A 19476-nucleotide genomic window follows, 5' to 3' on the forward strand; every position below is an offset into this window, starting at 1 on the left:
ATGTTGTATCGCGCGACGGGTTGCCGGTGTCGTTGTGGCGCTTCCATGTAGAACCTGTCCCATAGCTCATCCTTTCGTAGCTGGCTAAAGATTAGACCAGCATACTGTGGGACTAAACATCTAAGAAACTGTTCATCGTAAACAAGATCATCATACTGAAGAAACGTCTATCCCAGGCAATTGTCAGCACTATGTAGCCAGCTCCCAATTCCACGCGGATAAAGACTTACCATATGTTGCCCGATAACCAAACTATCTACATTTAGCCATGCAAGTGAAGCGTCATCACCATTGTCCGTTATGTGGAGGGCCCAACTCCTGTGCGCTTGCTCAGACAGGCGACATGGCAGCCTCATGCTGGTGCCGTGAAATCAAATTTGCCCCAGCGACACTGGCCAGAATTGCTACAGAATTACAGGAGCAGGCTTGCATCTGCCCGCGCTGTGCTACATCGATGAACGAGACATCAGCAGATACTGGGAATACGCCTACAGCCCTTGGCGATAAAGCTTAGGTGATGCCTACTAGCCCAACGCTTCAAAACGCACCTGCAACGACCCCAACCCGGTGTAGTCAATCGTCAGATCCTGAGCCAGCGGCAAAGTCAGCACCCCAGCGTAAGAGCCAGTTATCACCACCTGCCCCGCATGGATAGCCTGACCATGGCTACGCAAATATTCGACCAGCCAATACAACGGCAAGCGTGGCAGGTTATTAGGATGACGGCCTGGATATTCTTCTATCGGGCCGCAGGCATCTGCTAGCTTTAAGTGCACTTCGCTGGTCTGCTGGGCCAACTCGCTATCCACTTCCGGCCCCAGAAATAAACCCTGGTTCACCAGACCATCTGCCAATGCTTCTGGAAAGCTGACGCTGGCCGGATCGCTATAACGGCTGGCTATCAATTCCAACGCCAGATGGGTGCGTGTAATCGCGGTATCGATTTCTGTATAGGTATATGGCAAATCACGAACCGGTAAACCTTTGCCAAACACAAAGGCAAACTCCGGCTCCACCCTCGCATGTCCTCCCTTGGACCAAATTGGACAAGGGTTGCTACGCTGAATGGTATGACTGTAGATAGGCGCCACCACAATACGATCGGGCGTAGGCAAACCGCACTTCCAACCACCGACCTCGGCATCCATCTCGCGGGTAACCGCGGACTGCACCATCACCGCTTCTTCCAAGGTACTGGGGCGGCATGGCTCGGGCAAACGCGGCCCGACCTCACCTCGCAAACGTCGGGCAGCCAGAATTTGGGCTGCGGCATAAGCCGCATCAGAATGAGTATGCATATGCTCAAATAGACATTTGACCAGGGGGTATTCTAGAACCTCAACTCCAGCTTACTGCTCCGCATTCACAAAGAGATTTTAAAGCTCAGTACTTCATGTTCATCAGGTTCTATGACGTTCAGCTGGTTCTTATACACCGATCTGAACAATTTGGCCTAGGCGAAGTCGATACAGTATGTCTTTATACAAATACGGCCGCCCTGATTCCACATACTAACGCTCGCCTACCATAGGCCGGCCAGCTACCATCGACGTAATCACCTCATCACAACAAACAAACCCATAAGGATGAGTATGTCACACCAACCAAGCTTCATTGCCCCGGCACGTTACCGAGACCCCATTGCGGCGCTTACACGGGTTCGTGAGATCTACAACAACAGTATCCAGCATCTACGTAACGCCATGCAGCGTTATGTTGCGGGGGAAAATCCTTCCGGCCATGTACGCGCATGCTATCCGTGCGTACGCGTGCACAGCAGAAGCAATGCCCGTCTCACCCCACCAGACAACAACCACCTCAGCTACGGGTTTGTTGCCAGCCCAGGCCACTACGAAACCACGTTGAGCCGACCCGACCTGTTTTCCGACTACTACCTGGCCCAGTTCGATCTCCTTTTGCAAAACCACGATTGCGAACTGGAAGTCGCCACGAGTAATCAGCCCATACCCGTGCATTTCTCGTTTGCCGAACACGACCATATCGAAGGCAATCTCAGTGCCGAGCGCCGCCAGCTGATGCGGGACCTGTTCGACCTGCCCGATCTGACCGCCATGGACGACGGCATTGCCAACGGCACTTACGAGCCCGAACCAGGTGGCGCACAACCGCTCGCCCTCTTTACTGCGCAACGCGTTGATTATTCCTTACACAGAATTCGCCACTACACAGGCACGGCGCCCGAGTATTGCCAGAACTTTATTCTTATTACCAACTACCAGTTTTACATCGACGAGTTTGTCCGACTTGGCCACGAAGCGATGGCTGACCCCAATAGTGAATACATCGCCTTTGTCGAACCAGGAAATGTGATCACCCGCCGCATTGGTCTAGCAATTGAGCCAGGCGACGAACTGGGCAAGGCACCGCCACGCTTGCCGCAAATGCCCGCCTACCATCTTATGCGTGCAGACCGCAGCGGCATCAGCATGATCAACATCGGTATTGGCCCTGCCAATGCCAAGACAATGACCGACCATATCGCCGTATTACGGCCCCACGCCTGGGTCATGCTGGGCCATTGCGCTGGCCTGCGTACTACGCAACAGCTTGGCGACTATGTGCTCGCCCACGGTTATGTACGCGAAGACCATGTGTTGGATGAAGACCTACCACTATGGGTGCCCATTCCGGCATTGGCAGAGATCCAAGTCGCGTTGCAGACAGCTGTATCGGATGTCACCCAGGTGCCCCCCGCAGAACTCAAGCGCATCATGCGTACCGGCACTGTCGCCAGCACCGACAATCGCAACTGGGAGCTACTGCCAGGCAATACCCCGCAGCGTCGCTTCAGCCAAAGCCGCGCCATTGCACTGGACATGGAAAGCGCTACGATTGCCGCCAATGGCTTCCGCTTTCGGGTGCCGTATGGCACGTTGCTTTGCGTCAGCGACAAACCCTTGCATGGCGAAATCAAGCTACCGGGTATGGCCAACCACTTTTATCGCGAGCGGGTAGGCCAGCATCTGCGGATTGGCATCCGAGCGATGGAGCTACTGAGAGAACTGGGCGTGGAACAGCTGCATAGCCGTAAATTGCGGAGTTTTGCGGAAGTTGCCTTCCAATGAATTAAGTACACTGCCAGCGATTACCTATGAGGTAGTACTTTTACCTCCATGGGTACTCTTTCCATCAAACAATGCTTAACCCCCGCTGTACAGGTATTCCCTGCACTATCCAGTAACAAAGATCATAAGATGAACGCCGACAATTTTTCGCTTGAACACTACTTCGACAGAATTGGCTTTACCGGTGAAGTCAAAACCGATATCCATACGCTTACCAAAATAATGCGGCAGCAGTTATTTACGGTGCCATTTGAAAATCTGGATGTCCAGGCAAAAAAGACGATCTCGCTAATACCGGAGAATATTGTCGAGAAGATCATTTATAACCGCCGCGGTGGCTACTGTTATGAAGTCAATGGTCTTTTTTCAATTGTGCTTAGAAACCTTGGTATTCCATATCAGTTTGTTGCTGCCCGTCCTATCTTTTCAGCAGTACAACGACCGAGAACCCATCTAGTCCTGGTAGCACAAATAGAAGGCAAAGCATGGCTATTTGACCTGGGCTTTGGAAGCACAGGTATTCGAGCACCTATTTCGCTAGATACACTCAATACCGAAATTCAACAAGATTTCGATACTTATATGCTTAGCAAGGTAGATGAACGTGTTTATCTATTACGTGCACGCATAGAAGATGAATGGTTGGATCAATACTCATTCGATCTTTCGCATCATGAATGGGTTGACTTTGCGCCTGCCAATCATTTCAATTCAACCCACCCGGATTCGTTATTTGTAAAGCAATTATTGGTCGTCCAACACAATGAAAGTGGGCGAACTATTCTAGTTGGCGATATGTTAAAAACTGTGATCGGCAGTACAGTAACCAAACAAACTGTCGATTCGTCTGCTTACAAAGCTAGTCTGAAGGATAGATTCAATCTGGTATGGCCAGACTGAAACCAACGTCCTCCCAACCGAATTCCGGCTTGATGGCGGTACCCCTGCAGCAGGCTCTGTACCCTACTGGCAATAGCAGATTTCTCACCAAATCTGGCCAGCACAAGGCTGTGCTGAATACACAATGTGGTAACTATCCAACATCTCTATGCTGACGTGTACCCCCGTCACTAATCACGAAACAGAGAAATCAATGTCCAAAGCCTACCTGCCCCTCGTCGTCGTCATTCCAGCCATTTTAGCTGCCTGCGCTACCACCCCACCCAAGGTTCCTGCTGCACTGAATCCCCCAGCTGGCCAGGTCCTCACCCTCGAAGCCTTGGCCGGAGAGGGCGTACAAATCTACGAATGCAGCCAGAAGGCTGATGGCACTTACGAATGGGCTTTCAAGTTCCCAGAGGCCAAGCTGCTCTCACGTACCAGAAAGAGTCTAGGCAAGCACTACGCGGGCCCGACGTGGGAAGCACCAGACGGCAGCACTATCGTCGCCCAGTTGGCTGCCAAGGACCCTGGCCCGAACGCTTCTGCCATCCCCTGGCTGCTGCTGAGCGCCAAAGCCAACACTGGCTCCGGCGTTTTCGCCAGAACCAAGAGTATCCAGCGTGTGGACACAGTCGGTGGTATTGCACCGTCGGAAGCATGCAATGCGGGCAGTCTGAAAAAGGTCGTCCGTGTGCCTTATACAGCGACCTACTATTTCTACGAGTAAGGTCTACCACCCGGGCAACAAGCTAAGCACCGACAAGGAATCCAACTGAGGCTGGATTTTTTACTTGGGATCCGCCTATAGTTGCCCCCAACGTTAAATCACGAACCCACTTTCTGACCACCTGAAAACTCCCAATCCAATCCTCGCGGCTTCGCTCTTCTTTCCCCTGACCCGCGTACTGTTCGTCTATTTAGAGGTAGGCAAAATGAAATTCACGAGATCGACCATGCATGGCCTGATGGTAATGGGCTTGTTGGCATCGTTAACTGCCCAGGCCGATATGGTTGATACCATCAAAAGCAAAGGCGTTTTGACGGTAGGTGTGGTAATTGACCCTCCTTTCGGAATTAAAAACAAGGATGGGTCGATATCTGGATATGACGTCGATTTTGCATTCGCCATCGCCAAGAAGCTGGGCGTAAAACCCGTTGTGCTTGAACTGGATGCTGAAGAGCGTGTTGCGGCGTTGAACAACCACAAGATTGATATCTTGACCGCTTTCACCAAGACATCTGAAAGGGAAAAGCTGGTCAACTTCAGCTATGGCTACTTTGTCACCGGACAGAAGTTCGTCGCCAAGGTTGGGAAAATCAAAGATATGAGCGACGCCAAAGCATTAACTATTGGCGCAGTCCGCGGTACCACTTCAGAGAAAACCATCAAGCAAGAGCTACCTAGCGCATCGACCATTGGCTTTGCCGATATTGACGAAGCCTTCCAGGCGCTTCAACAAGGGAAAATCGAAGCTGTTACCTATGACGAAGGTATTTTGGTTAGCAAACTTAGTAAAATGCCAAACAAGCAGCAATATGAAATCAGCCCGGTTACCGTCTCTGTCAAAGCCTATGGTATTGCTGTCTTCAAAGGCGAGAAGCGCTTACTCGGTGTGATTAACGATACATTGAGCGAGATGGAACGCAATGGCGATGCAGATAGGATCTTCAATCGCTGGTTTGGCCCAACCAGCGCCACGCCGCTTACCCGGATATTCCGTATCCAGAGCTGATTACTGATAGCTAATTACTTTAGGCGCAATAATCCTGCACTGAGTTAATTACTTTCAAATAAAAAGAGGCGCCATATATAGCGCCTCTTTTTATTTAACTGCCTATCTACTTACGAAAAACCATGAGTAGGTACTTAAAACCTATCAAGTCAACAGCTTGGTTTCAGCCTTACCGAACTTCAAGGTTTTTTCATCAGGCATGAATACGCCAGTATGTTCGTTGCGTCCTTGCAAAATGAAACGTGCATGGGGTTGGCCAATGGCATCTGCCGCTTTCTTGCTGTTGGCGCCAATCTCACCCCCCTTAAGGCGGTTGACGATAATACCCAGCTTGGTATCGTCGAAATCGCGCATCATCCAGGCATCGCCATCACTATCACCCATCACCATCAGCGGACCATAACCTTTGGCTGCGACCAGGATATTCTTGATCCCGGTCGTCTTACCTGGCCCCCAGTTGAAGTGCCACCCCTGCCTGTAGACATTGTCGTACTTACCGTCTTTCATCTCCAACTTCAGGCCTATGACGTTCTCGGGCGGCACGTGATAGCCATACTTCGAGTTGCCGGCAAATACACGCACCACGTCGTCGATAGATGCGGTAGAGATATACACATCGATACCATTGGCCCGCAGCGTGGTCATCAGATTGCGCATCTCATCGTGGATGCGTATCCCCGTGGAAAAACTGGTGGCAACAACACCCGCCTTACCGGGCAACTGCTCGGGGCTCACGAGCTTGAGCTTACGCATGGCGTCGCCCAGGCCGTAATCGTTCGACGCCTCGGCCATAGCTTGCAGCTCGGCCGTTGTGAAATTCTTATAGAAATAGATGATCCACTTGTACCCGATCTCAATCGGGTAGACGTCACAGACAGCGTCGTAAGTGAAGAACAGCTTGGCACGGAAATCCTGGAACTGAGGGCTCTGATGAATCTCCTCCAATGTCATCGAACCGCTCCACCCCTTGTAGTTGGCGTACATCCAGCGGTAGTCCGATTCCAGATCAGCAGCCATGTCCTCCATCTTCACCGGCTTACCATCGACGGTGAGATGGGTCTTGCCAAATGCCCCATTGGGAATGTCCTGGCGTACAACCTGGGCAAACTCTTCTGGCGTCAGCTTGTATTGAAGATTGCTGATTTGATACATCATCAACGCTTCTTCACAGTCGTTCATGATGCAGGTGTTATCCCAGTCGAATACCGCATAAGGCTTTTTCTTGGAGTTGTAATTGGCGCTGCCCTTACCGGCTTCTTTCAGAACCTGATTGATCGTATCCAGATTGAAATCAGACCAGCGTGCCGGATCAAGGGGCTGAGCCAGTTGGTGACGAGTTTTTGCCGCTTCGCTAACCATAGGTGCACCCAATACGGTTGTGGCGCCCAGTGCCTTGAGTAGAGTACGACGTTGCATTCTTTCCCCTAAAAATTATATGTGCCAACTGAGAAGGCTTCTCAGCATAGTGGAATGGACTGGCACGCGTCCAAAGCCTGTTTCCCCCAATTTCTGTTGAAACAAGGGATAGGTAGCGATGTTTTAACCCGGGACATGCATTGGGAAATATTGAATTGAATGAGCAAAGACCTGAACACACCAATCTACTTGGCCCAAGCGTCTGTAGCTTGAGTGACGCAGGTCCAGGCTTATGGCAATAGGCAGGTAAGCTTTGAGGGAAGCATCATTGTTGTAACCGAACAACAATGACGAGGAGAGAACACGCCCTAACCAGGCAGTGCCAACCGGCGTTCAAGCGTGCGCTGTACACGCTCCAGACCCACGCTGAGTACCCAGTAGATAGCGGCGGCAGCTAAATAGAGCGGCAGTGGCTGGAAGGTCGTGGAGATCAGTTCCTTGGTAGCCAACATCAGCTCAGTTACGGCAATCACCGACACCAGCGACGTGTCTTTGATCAGACTGATCAATGTATTGCCAAGGCTGGGTACAGCCAGACGTAGCGCCTGTGGCGCGATGATGTAGCGAAGCGCCTGACTACGACGCAGGCCCAGACTGGCAGCCGCTTCCCATTGGCCAGGAGGTACACCGGCAATTGCACCACGCAGACTCTCCGCAAGGTAGGCACCGGCATTCAAACTCAACGCCAACACACCGGCAGGTAGGGGTTCCAGCTGTACTCCCACACTGGGCAAGCCGTAGTAGATAACAAAGACCTGCACCAGCAGAGGCGTTCCGCGGAAAGCGCTGACGTAAAGGCCCAGCAGATAGACCAGCCACGCCGGCCCAAGCAGCCTCAACCCTGCAACCAACGTAGCCACGACCATTCCGCCCCCCATGGAGGCTAAAGCGAAAGTCATCGTCCAGCCTGTTCCGGTAAGCAAAACAGGCAAGGCATCACGTAGCAAGTTGAGCAGATCAAGCATGGAAATTTCTAGGATTCAGCAAATCAGGAAAACGCAGACCGTTATCAGGCCCTTCAAGCTCCCGCTAACGGCTTACTCACATCACGGTCGAAGTACTTCTTCGAAATGCGGGCAAAGCTGCCATCAGCCTTAACGTCAGAAAGCGCCTTATCAAGCGCCGCACCAAAAGCAGGGTTACCCTTGAGATACGGAATAGCGCTGCCTGCCACACTGCCAACCGCAGCGCCTCCTTTCAACGGCAACTTGGTCTGCTTGATCAGGTACGGAATCAACAGGCTGTCGTTCAAAGCGGCATCCAACCGTCCCAATGCCAGGTCTTGCAGGTATTCGGGCGCACCTGGGTAGGTCTTTACCTGCACCCCCTCCACTGCCTTGGCAAGCTCCGCGTAGTTGCTGCCTTGCCCTACGCCCAGCTTCTTGCCCTTAAGGTCGGCCAAGCCTTTGTAATTTTGGCTGGAATCCTTGCGGACAATCAGCTGTGCACTGGACAAAGTGTAAGGCTGTGTAAAGTCGAACACTTCCTTGCGCTTTTCGGTTGCCGCCACCTGATTGATGATGATGTCGTACTTTCCTGCCTGAAGCCCTGCCAGAATGCCGCTCCACTCAATGGTGACAAACTCGGGCTTCAGGTTCAGCTTCTTGGCCAGCAGCCGGGCAGTCTCCACATCAAACCCATCGAGCTCTCCCTTGGCATTCTTGAAACTGAAGGGAGGATAAGTACCTTCAAGGGCAATCTTCAGCGTTCCGCGAGCCTTGACGGTATCAAGCAGATCCGTAGCGGAAGCCGTAGCCCCAAGGCCGATTGCCAACAACGCTGTCAGGAAAGTTCGTTTGTGCATGATGTGTTCTCTTTCGCGAAAAGTGGGCAATGATCAGATAGCGGCAAAGCCCGCACGCAGGTCGGCGATCAGGTCATCGATATGCTCCACCCCCACAGACAAGCGCAGCAGATTCGGTGTGATGCCGCGACGGACACGATCCGCCTCAGGGATAGAGGCATGAGTCATAGCCCAAGGCAGATTCAAGAGGCTTTCCACCCCACCCAGACTCTCGGCCAAGGTAAACACCTTGAGCGCCGCAATGAACCGGCGCACACCGGCATCATCAGCCTTCAGCCAAACGCTCACGATGCCACCATAACCGCGTGGGAACTGACGCTTTGCCAACTCGTGCTGAGGATGGCTGGGCAAGCCCGGGTAGGCGACATGCTCAACGCTACCCTGTACCGCAAGCCACTCCGCCACACTCTGGGCATTGCTGCTATGCCTTTGCATACGCAGCGCCAAGGTACGCAGGCCTCGTATTGCCATGAAACTGGAAAACGGATCAAGCACGCCACCAACAGAGTTTTGCAGGTAACCCAGGCGCTCAGCCAATTCGGGGGTACGTACGATGGCAGCACCGCCGATCACATCCGAGTGGCCATTCAAATACTTGGTGACCGAATGAAGCACGATATCCACGCCGTATTCGAGCGGTCGCAACAGATACGGGGTAGCAAAGGTGGCATCCACCACCACCAACGCTCCTACCGAATGGGCCACTTCAACAACCGCAGCCAAGTCAGCAACCTTGAGCAATGGATTGGTAGGCAGTTCCAGCCATACCAGGCGCGTAGCCGGCGTCACCGCCTCGCATAACGCAGGTAGATCGTCCGGCGCGACATAACGGGTCTTCAAACCGGCGCTGCGGTTACGTACCCGTTCAAACAAACGCCAAGCACCACCGTAAAGATCGTCCAGCGCCACAATCTCGCTACCGGCATCCAGTAGCTCCAACACCGTGGACATTGCAGCCAAACCAGATGCGAAAGCAAAGCCCGCCGCACCGCCTTCAAGCTCAGCCAACGCTTTTTCAAAGGCACCGCGCGTAGGGTTGCCACTACGGGCATATTCGTACCCGCTGTGCTCACCAGGCGCACGCTGGGCATAGGTCGAACTCATATAGATAGGCGGCATGACCGCGCCGGTGGCATCGGGCACATAACCGGCGTGAACACTCAGGGTATCGAATTGATGTGACATGCTGGACATCCTTACAAGGCATCAACGCAAACGTTGCCGCCAGTGGTTAATCAGATCGGACTTGGTGATCAGACCAAGGAAACGGCCACGGTCGACAACAATGGCCACCAGACCATCGTTGAAGATTTTCAGCAGTTTCTCGGTGGAATCATCGGGCGACAAAATCTGCAGGTCGGTAATCATCGCCTTGTGTACAGGCAGGTGAAAATTCTCCGGTTTGTCATGGATCGCCCGCATCAGATCCCACTCATCGATAATACCCAGCACCTCTGCCGCACCACTAAGCACGGGCAGTTGCGACACGTCATGGCGACGCATACGGGCATAGATATCCGCCAGGGTTTCGTCCGGCTTGGCAGTCACGGTGGCGCCCTTGTCGTGCCGGCGGGTAATCAAATCCACAAGGTTGCCCTGTTGGGGCAGCTTCACCAGTCCCTGGTCAATCAGCCAGCCATCGTTGAACTGCTTCGATAAATACTTGTTACCGCTATCGCAGATGAAGGTGACAACCCGCTTAGGGGTCGTCTGGGCACGACAGTAGCGCAATGCTGCAGCAACCAATGCACCACTGGACGACCCCGCCAGGATGCCTTCCACTTCCAAGAGGCTGCGGGCGGTCTGGATACTTTCATCGTCCGAAATCCGCATTGCCTGGGTGACAGAGCTGATGTCGGTCAAAGAGGGCACGAAGTCCTCACCAATCCCTTCGATGCGCCAACTACCTGCCTTGCCGTAACTGCCTGTTTCCACATAGTCGGCCAGTATCGAACCGACCGGATCGGCCAGCACAAACTCCACCTGTGGCGCAGCACGTTTGAAGAAACGGCTCAGGCCAGTCAGCGTACCGCTGGACCCTACCCCAACCACAATCGCATCGACTTCATGGCCCATCTGCTGCCAGATCTCCGGCGCAGTACCGTGCTCATGCGCATCGGGGTTTGCCGGGTTATTGAATTGGTCGATGTAATAGGCACCCGGGGTTTCCTGCGCAATCCGGTGAGCATAGTCCTGGTAATACTGGGGGTGACCTTTGCACACATCAGAGCGGGTAATGATCACCTCCGCACCCAATGCCTTCAGGTTAAATATCTTCTCCAGACTCATCTTGTCCGGCACGACAAGCTTGAGTTTGTACCCCTTGCGTGCAGCCACCAGCGCCAAACCCAGACCGGTATTACCCGCAGTGGCTTCCACAATGGTGCCACCAGGCCGCAAACGGCCATCACGCTCAGCCGCCTCGATCATCGTCAGGGCGATACGGTCTTTAATCGAACCGCCAGGGTTCTGGTTCTCCAGTTTGACAAATAACTCGCAGGGGCCGGTATCAAGCTTGCAAAGCTTAAGCAATGGTGTCTGGCCGATCAGGCCAAGCAACGGATCAAACGACATGGTATGCCTCATCCAATTCCATAGAGCAGGCGCCGACTGTGTTGGCTGCCTTGGTGAGAAAGCGCAGTGTAATCTCAGGTGTGTATAACAATTTAGTTGTATTAATTCATCTTAAAATTTCCATTGGTTATATAAAGCACAGACTTACCCCCAATTACGATCAATACCCATCTAAGAACCTGTTTGCGATCTATCGCGAGCAGCCGTCAGCAGAGTACCAAGCAGCGCAGGAACCGGAGACATATATGTACATGAGGCTGCGAACTCCTTCTGGGGGCTTTCGAGCAGCACATAAGCCCCGATCACGGCTACGCAGCAAGATCGTATAGGCCCTAACGAAGCGCACAGCCGGCAAGACTAGCCGTACCCGGTAGTGAAAGCCAAGCAAGAACCACCAGAGCGCACCGGCCGTGGCATTTTGAGCAACTGGGGAGCCATGCATGGTTCCCCAAAGAAAGGCCGACGAATCCACCATGGGCATTCATCAGCTAAGCTCGAGAGTTAGAAAAACAAAAAGCCGCAAGCTAATGCTTGCGGCTTTTTACTCTGGTCTACCTAATTCTATGAAACGTCAGGTATATGGACCTCACGAGCAACTGTAAGCTGCATGCAGAGCATGCTCAGAAACACTGATAGATCGGGCTTACGAATTGGCTGGAACAGAAACTGGCGTTGCCCCTACTTCTTCTACCTTCTGACAAGCCGCAGCAGTAAACAATACATCGGTGGATGAATTCAGCGCGGTTTCAACCGAATCCTGCAGTACACCGATGATGAAACCAACCGCCACCACTTGCATGGCCAGGTCATTGGAAATACCAAACAGGCTACACGCCATCGGGATCAACAGCAGCGAACCACCCGCCACACCCGAAGCGCCACACGCACAGATGGCCGATACCACACTCAAGAGCAATGCCGTTGGCAGGTCGACCTGAATACCCAAGGTATGTACCGCAGCCAGCGTCAGCACAGAAATTGTGACTGCCGCACCCGCCATATTGATGGTGGCACCCAAGGGGATGGAAACCGTATAAGTGTCCTCCGGCAAGCCCAGCTTTTTGCATAGCGCCATATTGACGGGAATATTGGCCGCCGAGCTGCGGGTGAAAAAGGCGGTTACGCCGCTTTCACGCAAGCAGGCAAACACCAGTGGGAATGGATTGCGGCGAATCTTCCAATACACGATCGCCGGATTCATCACCAACGCCACGAACAGCATGCAACCAACTAGAACCAGCAGCAGATGTGCATAAGTCAGCAAAGCGCCAAGACCTGTCTCGGCAATGGTGGATGCAACCAGGCCAAAGATCCCAAGCGGCGCAAAGCGAATCACGATACCGACGATGGCTGATACCCCGTTGGAGAGATCGCTCACCATGACCTTGGTTGTCTCTGCAGCACCTCGCAATGCCACACCCAGCGCCACCGCCCATGCAAGGATGCCAATAAAGTTGGCATTGATCAGCGCCTTCACCGGGTTATCGACCACACTCAGCAACAGGCTACGCAGCACTTCCACAATGCCTGCGGGGGGAGTCAGGTCAGTACTGTTCTGAGCCAGAATAAGCGTAGAAGGGAAAAGAAAACTCGCCACCACCGCGACAACCGCAGCCGCAAAGGTGCCGAACAGATACAGAACCAGAATCGGGCGCATATTGGATTTCTGGCTCGGCTTATGGTTGGCAATCGAAGCAGCAACCAATACGAACACTAAGGCTGGCGCAACCGCCTTCAATGCGCCTACAAAAAACACACCCAGCAAACCTGCTGACTTGGCAGCCGCAGGAAAAGACAGCGCGAGCACTATCCCGGCGATCAGGCCAACCATAATCTGGCTGACCAAACTTAAACGATTCAATAATCGAAGTAGCGGATTTTGCGCTTTATTCATAATGTCTCCTTTTGGTGGTGCAGACTTGCCGGGTGCTACCTGTTCACACAGGCGGGGGAAAACAAATAAAACCTGCTCAAAGTCTGCTGCGCATCAGCAATACGGCGTTGAAAACACCCTCGGAATGCTCATTTACCACTCGTAAACGTCCGCTTCCTTGGGCGCTTCCGCCTTGTCTTGCTATCGCTCACGGGACTTTGCATAAGTTCTAAGAACCTGATTCACGAGCAGGGCGCGTGTTCCGCCAAGAATCCTCACAAGCAACATCGGATAACTTGAGTACATCAGGCCAAGAAATTCACAACACCGTGTACAAAGTACATTCCCTAGTTCCTACACCAGGTAGAACCTTGCTCACTGCTACCCGCGACAAATCGCAAACAGCTCCGAAATATTGATAGCCCGCACAACGGAACTACTATCACTTCGTGGCCGCGCAGCATGCGCGTCTATTAGCAAAACCGATATTAGGGCCATCACCATCGCTGCTCTACGGTTATCCCCAGGTCGGCAGATTGGCTGCAAATCAAGCGGATACAAGCACTCCAGGCTTCGCCAGCGCTTTCTCTCAGCTTCACCCGAGCAGCACACTTTATGGTCGTTTATCCCTCTCCACCACAGACTTAGAAAAACGTGGGCACGCCGCTTGCTGACAGAGGATCAAGGTCGTGTGTTACGACCTATCACTGATCTTGCTAAGGAAAGGATTGACCATGAACAACAAAGAAATTGTCGATACCCTCAACAATCTGATCGAAGCCAGCAACGACGGTGTCTATGGGTTTGACCAATGCGCACAATATGCATCCGCCAGCGAACTTAAGAATATGTTCCGTATGCGGGCTGCCGAATGCCAACAGGCTGTCCGTGAACTAACCGACCTGGTTGTGGCACACGGCGGCAAGCCAGACTCCGGCGGTACCGTATCTGGTGCGATGCACCGGGGCTGGGTCAGCATCCGCAGCGCTGTGAGTGCCAACGAAGACTTGGCCATTCTGGAAGAGTGCGAAAAGGGCGAAGACGTGGCGAAAGCACAATATCGCAAAGCCTTGAACGAACCCTTGCCTGAGGCAGTTCGTCTGGTGGTCGACCGCCAGAATCGCGGCGTTGTACGCAACCACGATGAAATCAAAGCCCTGCGTAATCGCTACCGGATGCAGGCCAGCGCCTGATTCATTGCCACACGTTCACTGGGTTCTGACTGCGACGCCACCTCACCCGCTCCGCCTTGCCTCCCCCAAGGCAGAGGTAGTAAGCAGTCAGTGACCCTGAAGGGGCAGGACTCCTGCCTCTTCACCTCCCATCATTCCCATAAGATAAGCAGAAGGAGTAACACGATGAAGCAACTAAATTGGATTCCATTGTTGGCCAGTGCAATTGGGCTTGTGTTAATGGCCCCTGTATCTGCAGACGATATTGCCGACAGCAATAAGAGCGCCGCCGAGGCCAATTACAAACAAAACAAGGAAGCTGCCGAATCCCAATACGATGCAGCCAAACAGCAATGCAAGACGCTAAGCGGTAATGACAAAGATATTTGCGTGAAGAAAGCCAAGGCTGAATACAAATCGGCCATCGCACAAGCCAAAGCTGCCAACAAGACCACAAAGGCTAGAGCAGAAGCCAGCGAGGACGTTCGGATAGCCCACTATAAGGTTGCAAAGGAAAAATGTGATGCACTATCGGGCGATGCCAAAGACGCCTGCGTCTCTAAAGCCAAAGTTCAATACAACCAGTAATGTTGCCGCAACCAGTGCCTGGGCTGGCACGCTATCCCCAAAAATGCCACGGAAGTCCGTGGCATTTTTTCATGAGGGCGTGTAGGAAATGCATAAACACCAGAACCTGTTTATGGTCCTCTAATTAGTACTGGAGCAAGGCACATACAGCCTAAAAGCTGTGTCCACTATGGCGAAAAGTGCGCTTCAAAAGAAAAGCGGGTTATCACCCGCTCTTGCTTCTAATTAAAAGACTGTAAACAGGCTCTTAGAAACGCATACGCAGAAACGCCGAAGGTCCTTCCAAATGAACATTCAGGTCTGCCCGGTAATTCTGCGTATCACGCTGTACCTTCACCTTGGTGAAGCCATACTCTGCGCCCACCCCCACACGCTTCATGGGATACCACTCCATACCTAGTGCTGCGTTGTAGATATGTCCGCGCGCTTTACCACCGCGCTTGTATATCCCAGTCCCATCGGCATAGACGCGGAAATCCTTTGAGAACGCATGGCGCACACCCAAAGCAACCAATGGCGCATAGGCATCATCCTTGTAGGATTCGTTACCCGACACAGTTTGCCCATTGGCTGAAGCACTGGCATCCACATTGACGCGCAGGTTGTAGTACGCCACCCCTAAACCCAAACCTCCTACCGTATCGCCATTACCCAACCACCAGCGATACGCCGCATTAGCAATATCCAGTTTGAATTCGGGGTGCAGGCTGACATTCATGTCATAGGTCTGGCCACCCAATCGGAAAGTCTGGGACTCATTCAACTGTGTGGTGCGCTTTAGTCGGTAATAGTCAAAAGCCAGTCCTTGGCTATCCCCCAACAGCAAGTCGACATGTGCACGCGGCAAGCTCTTTTGTTTTCCAAGGTCGAGTTTTCCCGTGCTCAGCGTCTGGGCATGGCTGGTCACATCAAGGCTGACATCGGCATCTGTTGGGTGAAATGCTCCGACTGAAATATTCAGATGATCCAATGCATTTGAAGGCGTTGCCTGGGCCAAGGCGGTATAGAACAACGCCGCCAGTACAGGTGAGATAGAACGCGGGGAGAGTTTCATAGCGACTGCCTCCATGATTTGTCAGGGTCTAAGGACGATCTACTTCGTACTCTTAGAACCTGTTCAAGATCCGTCATGGGCAGCTGTCAGCAGGACGTAGAGCAGCGCAGAAACCGGAATGTACTTTTGTACATGAGGACTTCGAGCAGCACATACGCCCTGATCACAGTTACGCAATAGGATCGTGAATAGGTTCTTAGAACCTGTTCAAAGTCAGGAGAGCCAGGACAAACACATGGTGGATGCGGTATTCACAAATGGGTAAATACGCATTCTTGAGACAACTCTGATGCGTCTTCACCAACAAACAGCTGACTTTGAATAGGTTCTGAAACCCATATCTGGCAAGCCGCATGCCCAATCAGACGGTCTTTTGCGCAAAATTAACCATTTGCGCCGCATGGTATGTGATGCAGGGATTGACTATTTTGATACGAGTACGGTGCTGACAATAGCAAAGCCGCCACGTTTACCCAAAAGCCAGATACTGCGCCGTGGTTTGCTCTTCCAATATTGCAGTAACAGAGCTTAGATATTGATCCCACCCATCCAATTGCATGTTTACGAAGAGTAAATGAACATGCCGAGGGGGATTGGAACGCCGTATTGCTAATTAGCAACTGACTTTTTGAACAGGTTCTTAGCTGTAACCCCAGCGAGTTTACATACATCAAAGAGCAAACTGCATATAAGCGAATAAATCAAATCCAATTAATATAAGGAAAAAATAAGATTTCAGTAAATATCCAATTTTCCTTATTTCTAAACACCTTACAAACAAGACCGGTATACAGAAAAAATGTCAAGAATATTTATTTCACAAAAATAAGCACTCACCGTCTTTTACATGAAATGGCTAATAAAATACGGCATAGATGATAATCATTTCATGTATGAAATAAATACATGCATTAAGTGATTATGTATCAATAGGTTGCCTAGTCCTATTAGCCATTATTCAGAACCTGTTCAAGGCCCTGTACGCCAGTGCGGGAAAAGCGACAACGCCTGAGAAATCGGCATTTCCCAGGGAGGGTAGATGCACGAGCCTTACGCGTGCCAACCTGTAGCAGACCTCGAACAGGCTCTTAGGAGATGTCTCTAATAACGACAATAGGCGAGCCTCCGATGAATCAAAGTCTAAATAGCATCAGGGACTGCTCGAACACGACACGCACTTCTTTCCACTTCTTAGACAGCATTCCACTCTTACAAGGTCTTTCTCCGGAATTATTGGCGCATATAAAACAGCATGCCGTCCCATGGGAAAGTCGAAATGGCAAGCTACTGTTTTTTAAAGGGGAACCGGAAAATTTTATTGCATTTGTTTTACATGGCAGTGTTTACCACAGCCTGCATGAGCCCGATGGCAGAGAGGTGATAATCGATCACAGCTCCCACGGAGAGGTTTTGGGTGAAGCCGCGCTGATACAACCTCATCGGCGTAGTTACAACGCCACGCTCAGCCAAAATTGCAGGCTGCTGCTGCTACACCGGCCACATTTTGCCGCTTTACAAGCTGACCCCGCCTTCATCACTCGTGTTCAGCAACAGCTTTGCACAAGGCTCAAGCACATCAGCGACTTTGTTGAAACCGTATGCCTGTACCCATTAGAAACCCGACTGGCTCGGCATCTGCTGGTAGAAATTGAACACCACGGAAAGCAAGAACCAGATGGGATAGTTTTACCCATGCCTATCAGCCAGAGCATTCTCGCTGCGATGCTCAATATCAGTCGGCCCCGGCTGAATACCCAACTACAGCTCTGGCAACGTGCCGGCCTGATCCAACAACAACGTCACGCACTCAAGGTGAACGACCTGCAACGTCTGCGACGTATTGCTCTGCAGGAAAATAACGCCAAGTAGGTTTTACATTCCCGATTGCAGCAAAAAGAGGGTATCTGTCTCCCGTACTCAGAACCTGTTTACTCGCTTACTGCGTAGCCATGATCAGGGTTCCTGTGCTGGACAAAGGCTTCATTTACCCTAAGAACCTGTTCACGATCTTACTGCGCAGCTGTGATCAGGGCTTATGTGCTGCTCGAAATCCTCATGTACCAAAGTACATTCCGGGTGTGGTGCTTCACCTTGGTGACGATTACTCACGGTAGATCGTTAACAGGTTCTTATTCCCTCAAAGTCCCCTTTCAACAAGTTCTAAACCTGCAGCCTCTCCACGCTGATACCAAAACACGTTTTTGCCGTGGCTACCCTGGTTTCGAGCATTAGGCGTGAAGTGCACAGCTCCTTTCCAACGACATTTCGCACACCAGAAAACCACGTGTGAAGTCCACAGTATCAACGTAAAAAATCAGCGCTCACCTGTTACGCACGTAACAGCGAGGGGATAGGCCCCCCCGCATCCTGCGACTTCACTCTGTCAAAAGGATGATGTGATGCACAACTATGCCAAAGTTTCAGCCTCATCAGATTCCGATAACTCACTGGGCCAAGTCTGGCGCGAGATATACGCCAAACTGCAGCGTCGGGCTCGCCAGCTTTGCAAAGGGGACACCCACCGGGCGGACGAATTGCTGTCCGATACCGCCCTCAAGGTTCACCTGCATATGTCCCACTCGGGGGACCACATACGCAACCTCGCCGGCTTCATGTTTCTGGCCTTGAACCATGCGTTCCTCGACCATATCCGCCGCCAAGGGCGAGAAAACAAGGTATTCGACCATAACTGCGAGTGTGATGAGGACTACATCGCAGAACAAGCGGGCAATGGCCCTTCTCCCGAGCAGGAATTGGTCCTGAAACAGCAGTTGTCCTGCATGAGCCAAGCCGTGGCATCACTAAACCCTGACCAGCAAACCCTGTTCGCACTCAAGTTCGAACAGGACCTGCCCTACCCCCAAATCGCTACCAAACTAGGCATCAACGAAGCACTGGCACGCAAACGGGTCGAGCTCCTGCGCAAGCAGCTACGTCGCCAATTGGCATGAGCTGATGTTCACAAAGCCGCTGCTGTCTCGTCCGTATCGATAGGCACAGCAGCGTGCTTTTGCGCTGGCTTCTTTATCAACCCATAGCTCACTTCAGGAAACATCATGGCAGACAACACCGCCGTCAACGGCCAGATAACCGATGCTGTCACCCAAACCAACGTCAAGGTAGTGGCCGAAGCCCCCGCCCAAGCCATCGCTTCGCTCTATCAACTGGCCAGTCATTCCGCGGGCTTATCGCTGCAAAACGCAGTACATAGCCAGCAGGCACTCAACCAGATATCGAACGCGGTCGTCTCCAAGGCGGTGTCCATGATTCTGTCGATAGGCGAAAAAGGCTGAT

General features: G+C 52.1%; 18 protein-coding genes. 10 read left to right on the forward strand and 8 right to left on the reverse strand.

Annotated elements, in window-relative coordinates; translation table 11 throughout:
* The first annotated feature begins 268 nt into the window (after positions 1 to 268).
* Positions 269 to 514: a cysteine-rich CWC family protein gene (locus ACUHMQ_RS05615; protein ID WP_445294468.1), complete on the forward strand. Its 246-nt coding sequence runs from the start codon at positions 269 to 271 to the stop codon at positions 512 to 514.
* 10 nt (positions 515 to 524) lie between these two features.
* Here the strand turns inward: ACUHMQ_RS05615 and ACUHMQ_RS05620 are convergent, their stop codons facing one another.
* On the reverse strand, positions 525 to 1298 hold the full coding sequence (locus ACUHMQ_RS05620; protein WP_445294469.1) for a hypothetical protein: 774 nt from the start codon (positions 1296 to 1298) through the stop codon (positions 525 to 527).
* A 294-nt stretch (positions 1299 to 1592) separates the two neighbouring features.
* Between ACUHMQ_RS05620 and ACUHMQ_RS05625 the strand changes: the two genes are divergently transcribed.
* From ACUHMQ_RS05625 to ACUHMQ_RS05640, 4 genes are all read left to right on the forward strand, one after another.
* Positions 1593 to 3086 (forward strand): AMP nucleosidase, encoded by a 1494-nt coding sequence (locus ACUHMQ_RS05625; RefSeq protein ID WP_445294470.1) that lies wholly within the window; start codon positions 1593 to 1595, stop codon positions 3084 to 3086.
* A 129-nt stretch (positions 3087 to 3215) separates the two neighbouring features.
* Positions 3216 to 3986 carry an arylamine N-acetyltransferase family protein gene (locus ACUHMQ_RS05630; RefSeq protein ID WP_445294471.1) on the forward strand — a complete coding sequence of 257 codons (771 nt, stop codon included), beginning with the start codon at positions 3216 to 3218 and terminating at the stop codon, positions 3984 to 3986.
* Between the two features lie 193 nt (positions 3987 to 4179).
* Positions 4180 to 4695 (forward strand): DUF3455 domain-containing protein, encoded by a 516-nt coding sequence (locus ACUHMQ_RS05635; protein WP_445294472.1) that lies wholly within the window; start codon positions 4180 to 4182, stop codon positions 4693 to 4695.
* Between the two features lie 205 nt (positions 4696 to 4900).
* Complete coding sequence (locus tag ACUHMQ_RS05640) at positions 4901 to 5701, forward strand: transporter substrate-binding domain-containing protein (RefSeq protein WP_445294473.1); 801 nt, start codon at positions 4901 to 4903, stop codon at positions 5699 to 5701.
* 144 nt (positions 5702 to 5845) lie between these two features.
* Here ACUHMQ_RS05640 and ACUHMQ_RS05645 read toward each other — a convergent pair whose 3' ends face one another.
* The 6 genes from ACUHMQ_RS05645 to sstT form a co-directional block, all read right to left on the reverse strand.
* Positions 5846 to 7117 carry an HAD family hydrolase gene (locus ACUHMQ_RS05645; RefSeq protein WP_445294474.1) on the reverse strand — a complete coding sequence of 424 codons (1272 nt, stop codon included), beginning with the start codon at positions 7115 to 7117 and terminating at the stop codon, positions 5846 to 5848.
* A 308-nt stretch (positions 7118 to 7425) separates the two neighbouring features.
* Entirely contained in the window at positions 7426 to 8082 is a 657-nt protein-coding gene (locus ACUHMQ_RS05650) for an amino acid ABC transporter permease (protein ID WP_445294475.1), read from the reverse strand.
* A 53-nt stretch (positions 8083 to 8135) separates the two neighbouring features.
* Complete coding sequence (locus tag ACUHMQ_RS05655) at positions 8136 to 8921, reverse strand: transporter substrate-binding domain-containing protein (RefSeq protein ID WP_445294476.1); 786 nt, start codon at positions 8919 to 8921, stop codon at positions 8136 to 8138.
* Positions 8922 to 8954: 33 nt separating this feature from the next.
* On the reverse strand, positions 8955 to 10106 hold the full coding sequence (locus tag ACUHMQ_RS05660; protein ID WP_445294477.1) for a trans-sulfuration enzyme family protein: 1152 nt from the start codon (positions 10104 to 10106) through the stop codon (positions 8955 to 8957).
* A 21-nt stretch (positions 10107 to 10127) separates the two neighbouring features.
* The gene (locus ACUHMQ_RS05665) at positions 10128 to 11495 is read right to left on the reverse strand and encodes a pyridoxal-phosphate dependent enzyme (protein WP_445294478.1); all 1368 of its coding nucleotides are present in this window, start codon (positions 11493 to 11495) and stop codon (positions 10128 to 10130) included.
* Between the two features lie 643 nt (positions 11496 to 12138).
* Positions 12139 to 13389 carry a serine/threonine transporter SstT gene (sstT, locus tag ACUHMQ_RS05670; RefSeq protein WP_445294479.1) on the reverse strand — a complete coding sequence of 417 codons (1251 nt, stop codon included), beginning with the start codon at positions 13387 to 13389 and terminating at the stop codon, positions 12139 to 12141.
* Positions 13390 to 14102: 713 nt separating this feature from the next.
* Here sstT and ACUHMQ_RS05675 point away from each other — a divergent pair.
* Complete coding sequence (locus ACUHMQ_RS05675) at positions 14103 to 14561, forward strand: ferritin-like domain-containing protein (RefSeq protein ID WP_445294480.1); 459 nt, start codon at positions 14103 to 14105, stop codon at positions 14559 to 14561.
* Between the two features lie 165 nt (positions 14562 to 14726).
* Complete coding sequence (locus ACUHMQ_RS05680) at positions 14727 to 15128, forward strand: hypothetical protein (RefSeq protein ID WP_445294481.1); 402 nt, start codon at positions 14727 to 14729, stop codon at positions 15126 to 15128.
* A 247-nt stretch (positions 15129 to 15375) separates the two neighbouring features.
* On the opposite strand, the gene ACUHMQ_RS05685 is transcribed toward ACUHMQ_RS05680, so the two are convergent.
* Positions 15376 to 16182 carry a hypothetical protein gene (locus ACUHMQ_RS05685; RefSeq protein ID WP_445294482.1) on the reverse strand — a complete coding sequence of 269 codons (807 nt, stop codon included), beginning with the start codon at positions 16180 to 16182 and terminating at the stop codon, positions 15376 to 15378.
* Positions 16183 to 17310: 1128 nt separating this feature from the next.
* Between ACUHMQ_RS05685 and ACUHMQ_RS05690 the strand changes: the two genes are divergently transcribed.
* The 3 genes from ACUHMQ_RS05690 to ACUHMQ_RS05700 all read left to right on the forward strand — a co-directional run bounded on the left by ACUHMQ_RS05690 (position 17311) and on the right by ACUHMQ_RS05700 (position 19475).
* Positions 17311 to 18051 (forward strand): Crp/Fnr family transcriptional regulator, encoded by a 741-nt coding sequence (locus ACUHMQ_RS05690; protein WP_445294483.1) that lies wholly within the window; start codon positions 17311 to 17313, stop codon positions 18049 to 18051.
* 530 nt (positions 18052 to 18581) lie between these two features.
* Positions 18582 to 19133 (forward strand): RNA polymerase sigma factor, encoded by a 552-nt coding sequence (locus ACUHMQ_RS05695; protein ID WP_445294484.1) that lies wholly within the window; start codon positions 18582 to 18584, stop codon positions 19131 to 19133.
* A gap of 105 nt (positions 19134 to 19238) precedes the next feature.
* On the forward strand, positions 19239 to 19475 hold the full coding sequence (locus ACUHMQ_RS05700; RefSeq protein WP_445294485.1) for a RebB family R body protein: 237 nt from the start codon (positions 19239 to 19241) through the stop codon (positions 19473 to 19475).
* Position 19476 lies beyond the last annotated feature (1 nt).

This window comes from Chitinimonas violaceus (assembly GCF_052601015.1).

Bases quoted from the DNA above. Each gene is read 5' to 3' on its own strand.
- ACUHMQ_RS05615 (WP_445294468.1), top strand. From the start codon at position 269: ATGCAAGTGAAGCGTCATCACCATTGTCCGTTATGTGGAGGGCCCAAC.
- ACUHMQ_RS05620 (WP_445294469.1), bottom strand. From the start codon at position 1,298: ATGCATACTCATTCTGATGCGGCTTATGCCGCAGCCCAAATTCTGGCT.
- ACUHMQ_RS05625 (WP_445294470.1), top strand. From the start codon at position 1,593: ATGTCACACCAACCAAGCTTCATTGCCCCGGCACGTTACCGAGACCCC.
- ACUHMQ_RS05630 (WP_445294471.1), top strand. From the start codon at position 3,216: ATGAACGCCGACAATTTTTCGCTTGAACACTACTTCGACAGAATTGGC.
- ACUHMQ_RS05635 (WP_445294472.1), top strand. From the start codon at position 4,180: ATGTCCAAAGCCTACCTGCCCCTCGTCGTCGTCATTCCAGCCATTTTA.
- ACUHMQ_RS05640 (WP_445294473.1), top strand. From the start codon at position 4,901: ATGAAATTCACGAGATCGACCATGCATGGCCTGATGGTAATGGGCTTG.
- ACUHMQ_RS05645 (WP_445294474.1), bottom strand. From the start codon at position 7,117: ATGCAACGTCGTACTCTACTCAAGGCACTGGGCGCCACAACCGTATTG.
- ACUHMQ_RS05650 (WP_445294475.1), bottom strand. From the start codon at position 8,082: ATGCTTGATCTGCTCAACTTGCTACGTGATGCCTTGCCTGTTTTGCTT.
- ACUHMQ_RS05655 (WP_445294476.1), bottom strand. From the start codon at position 8,921: ATGCACAAACGAACTTTCCTGACAGCGTTGTTGGCAATCGGCCTTGGG.
- ACUHMQ_RS05660 (WP_445294477.1), bottom strand. From the start codon at position 10,106: ATGTCACATCAATTCGATACCCTGAGTGTTCACGCCGGTTATGTGCCC.
- ACUHMQ_RS05665 (WP_445294478.1), bottom strand. From the start codon at position 11,495: ATGTCGTTTGATCCGTTGCTTGGCCTGATCGGCCAGACACCATTGCTT.
- sstT (WP_445294479.1), bottom strand. From the start codon at position 13,389: ATGAATAAAGCGCAAAATCCGCTACTTCGATTATTGAATCGTTTAAGT.
- ACUHMQ_RS05675 (WP_445294480.1), top strand. From the start codon at position 14,103: ATGAACAACAAAGAAATTGTCGATACCCTCAACAATCTGATCGAAGCC.
- ACUHMQ_RS05680 (WP_445294481.1), top strand. From the start codon at position 14,727: ATGAAGCAACTAAATTGGATTCCATTGTTGGCCAGTGCAATTGGGCTT.
- ACUHMQ_RS05685 (WP_445294482.1), bottom strand. From the start codon at position 16,182: ATGAAACTCTCCCCGCGTTCTATCTCACCTGTACTGGCGGCGTTGTTC.
- ACUHMQ_RS05690 (WP_445294483.1), top strand. From the start codon at position 17,311: ATGAATCAAAGTCTAAATAGCATCAGGGACTGCTCGAACACGACACGC.
- ACUHMQ_RS05695 (WP_445294484.1), top strand. From the start codon at position 18,582: ATGCACAACTATGCCAAAGTTTCAGCCTCATCAGATTCCGATAACTCA.
- ACUHMQ_RS05700 (WP_445294485.1), top strand. From the start codon at position 19,239: ATGGCAGACAACACCGCCGTCAACGGCCAGATAACCGATGCTGTCACC.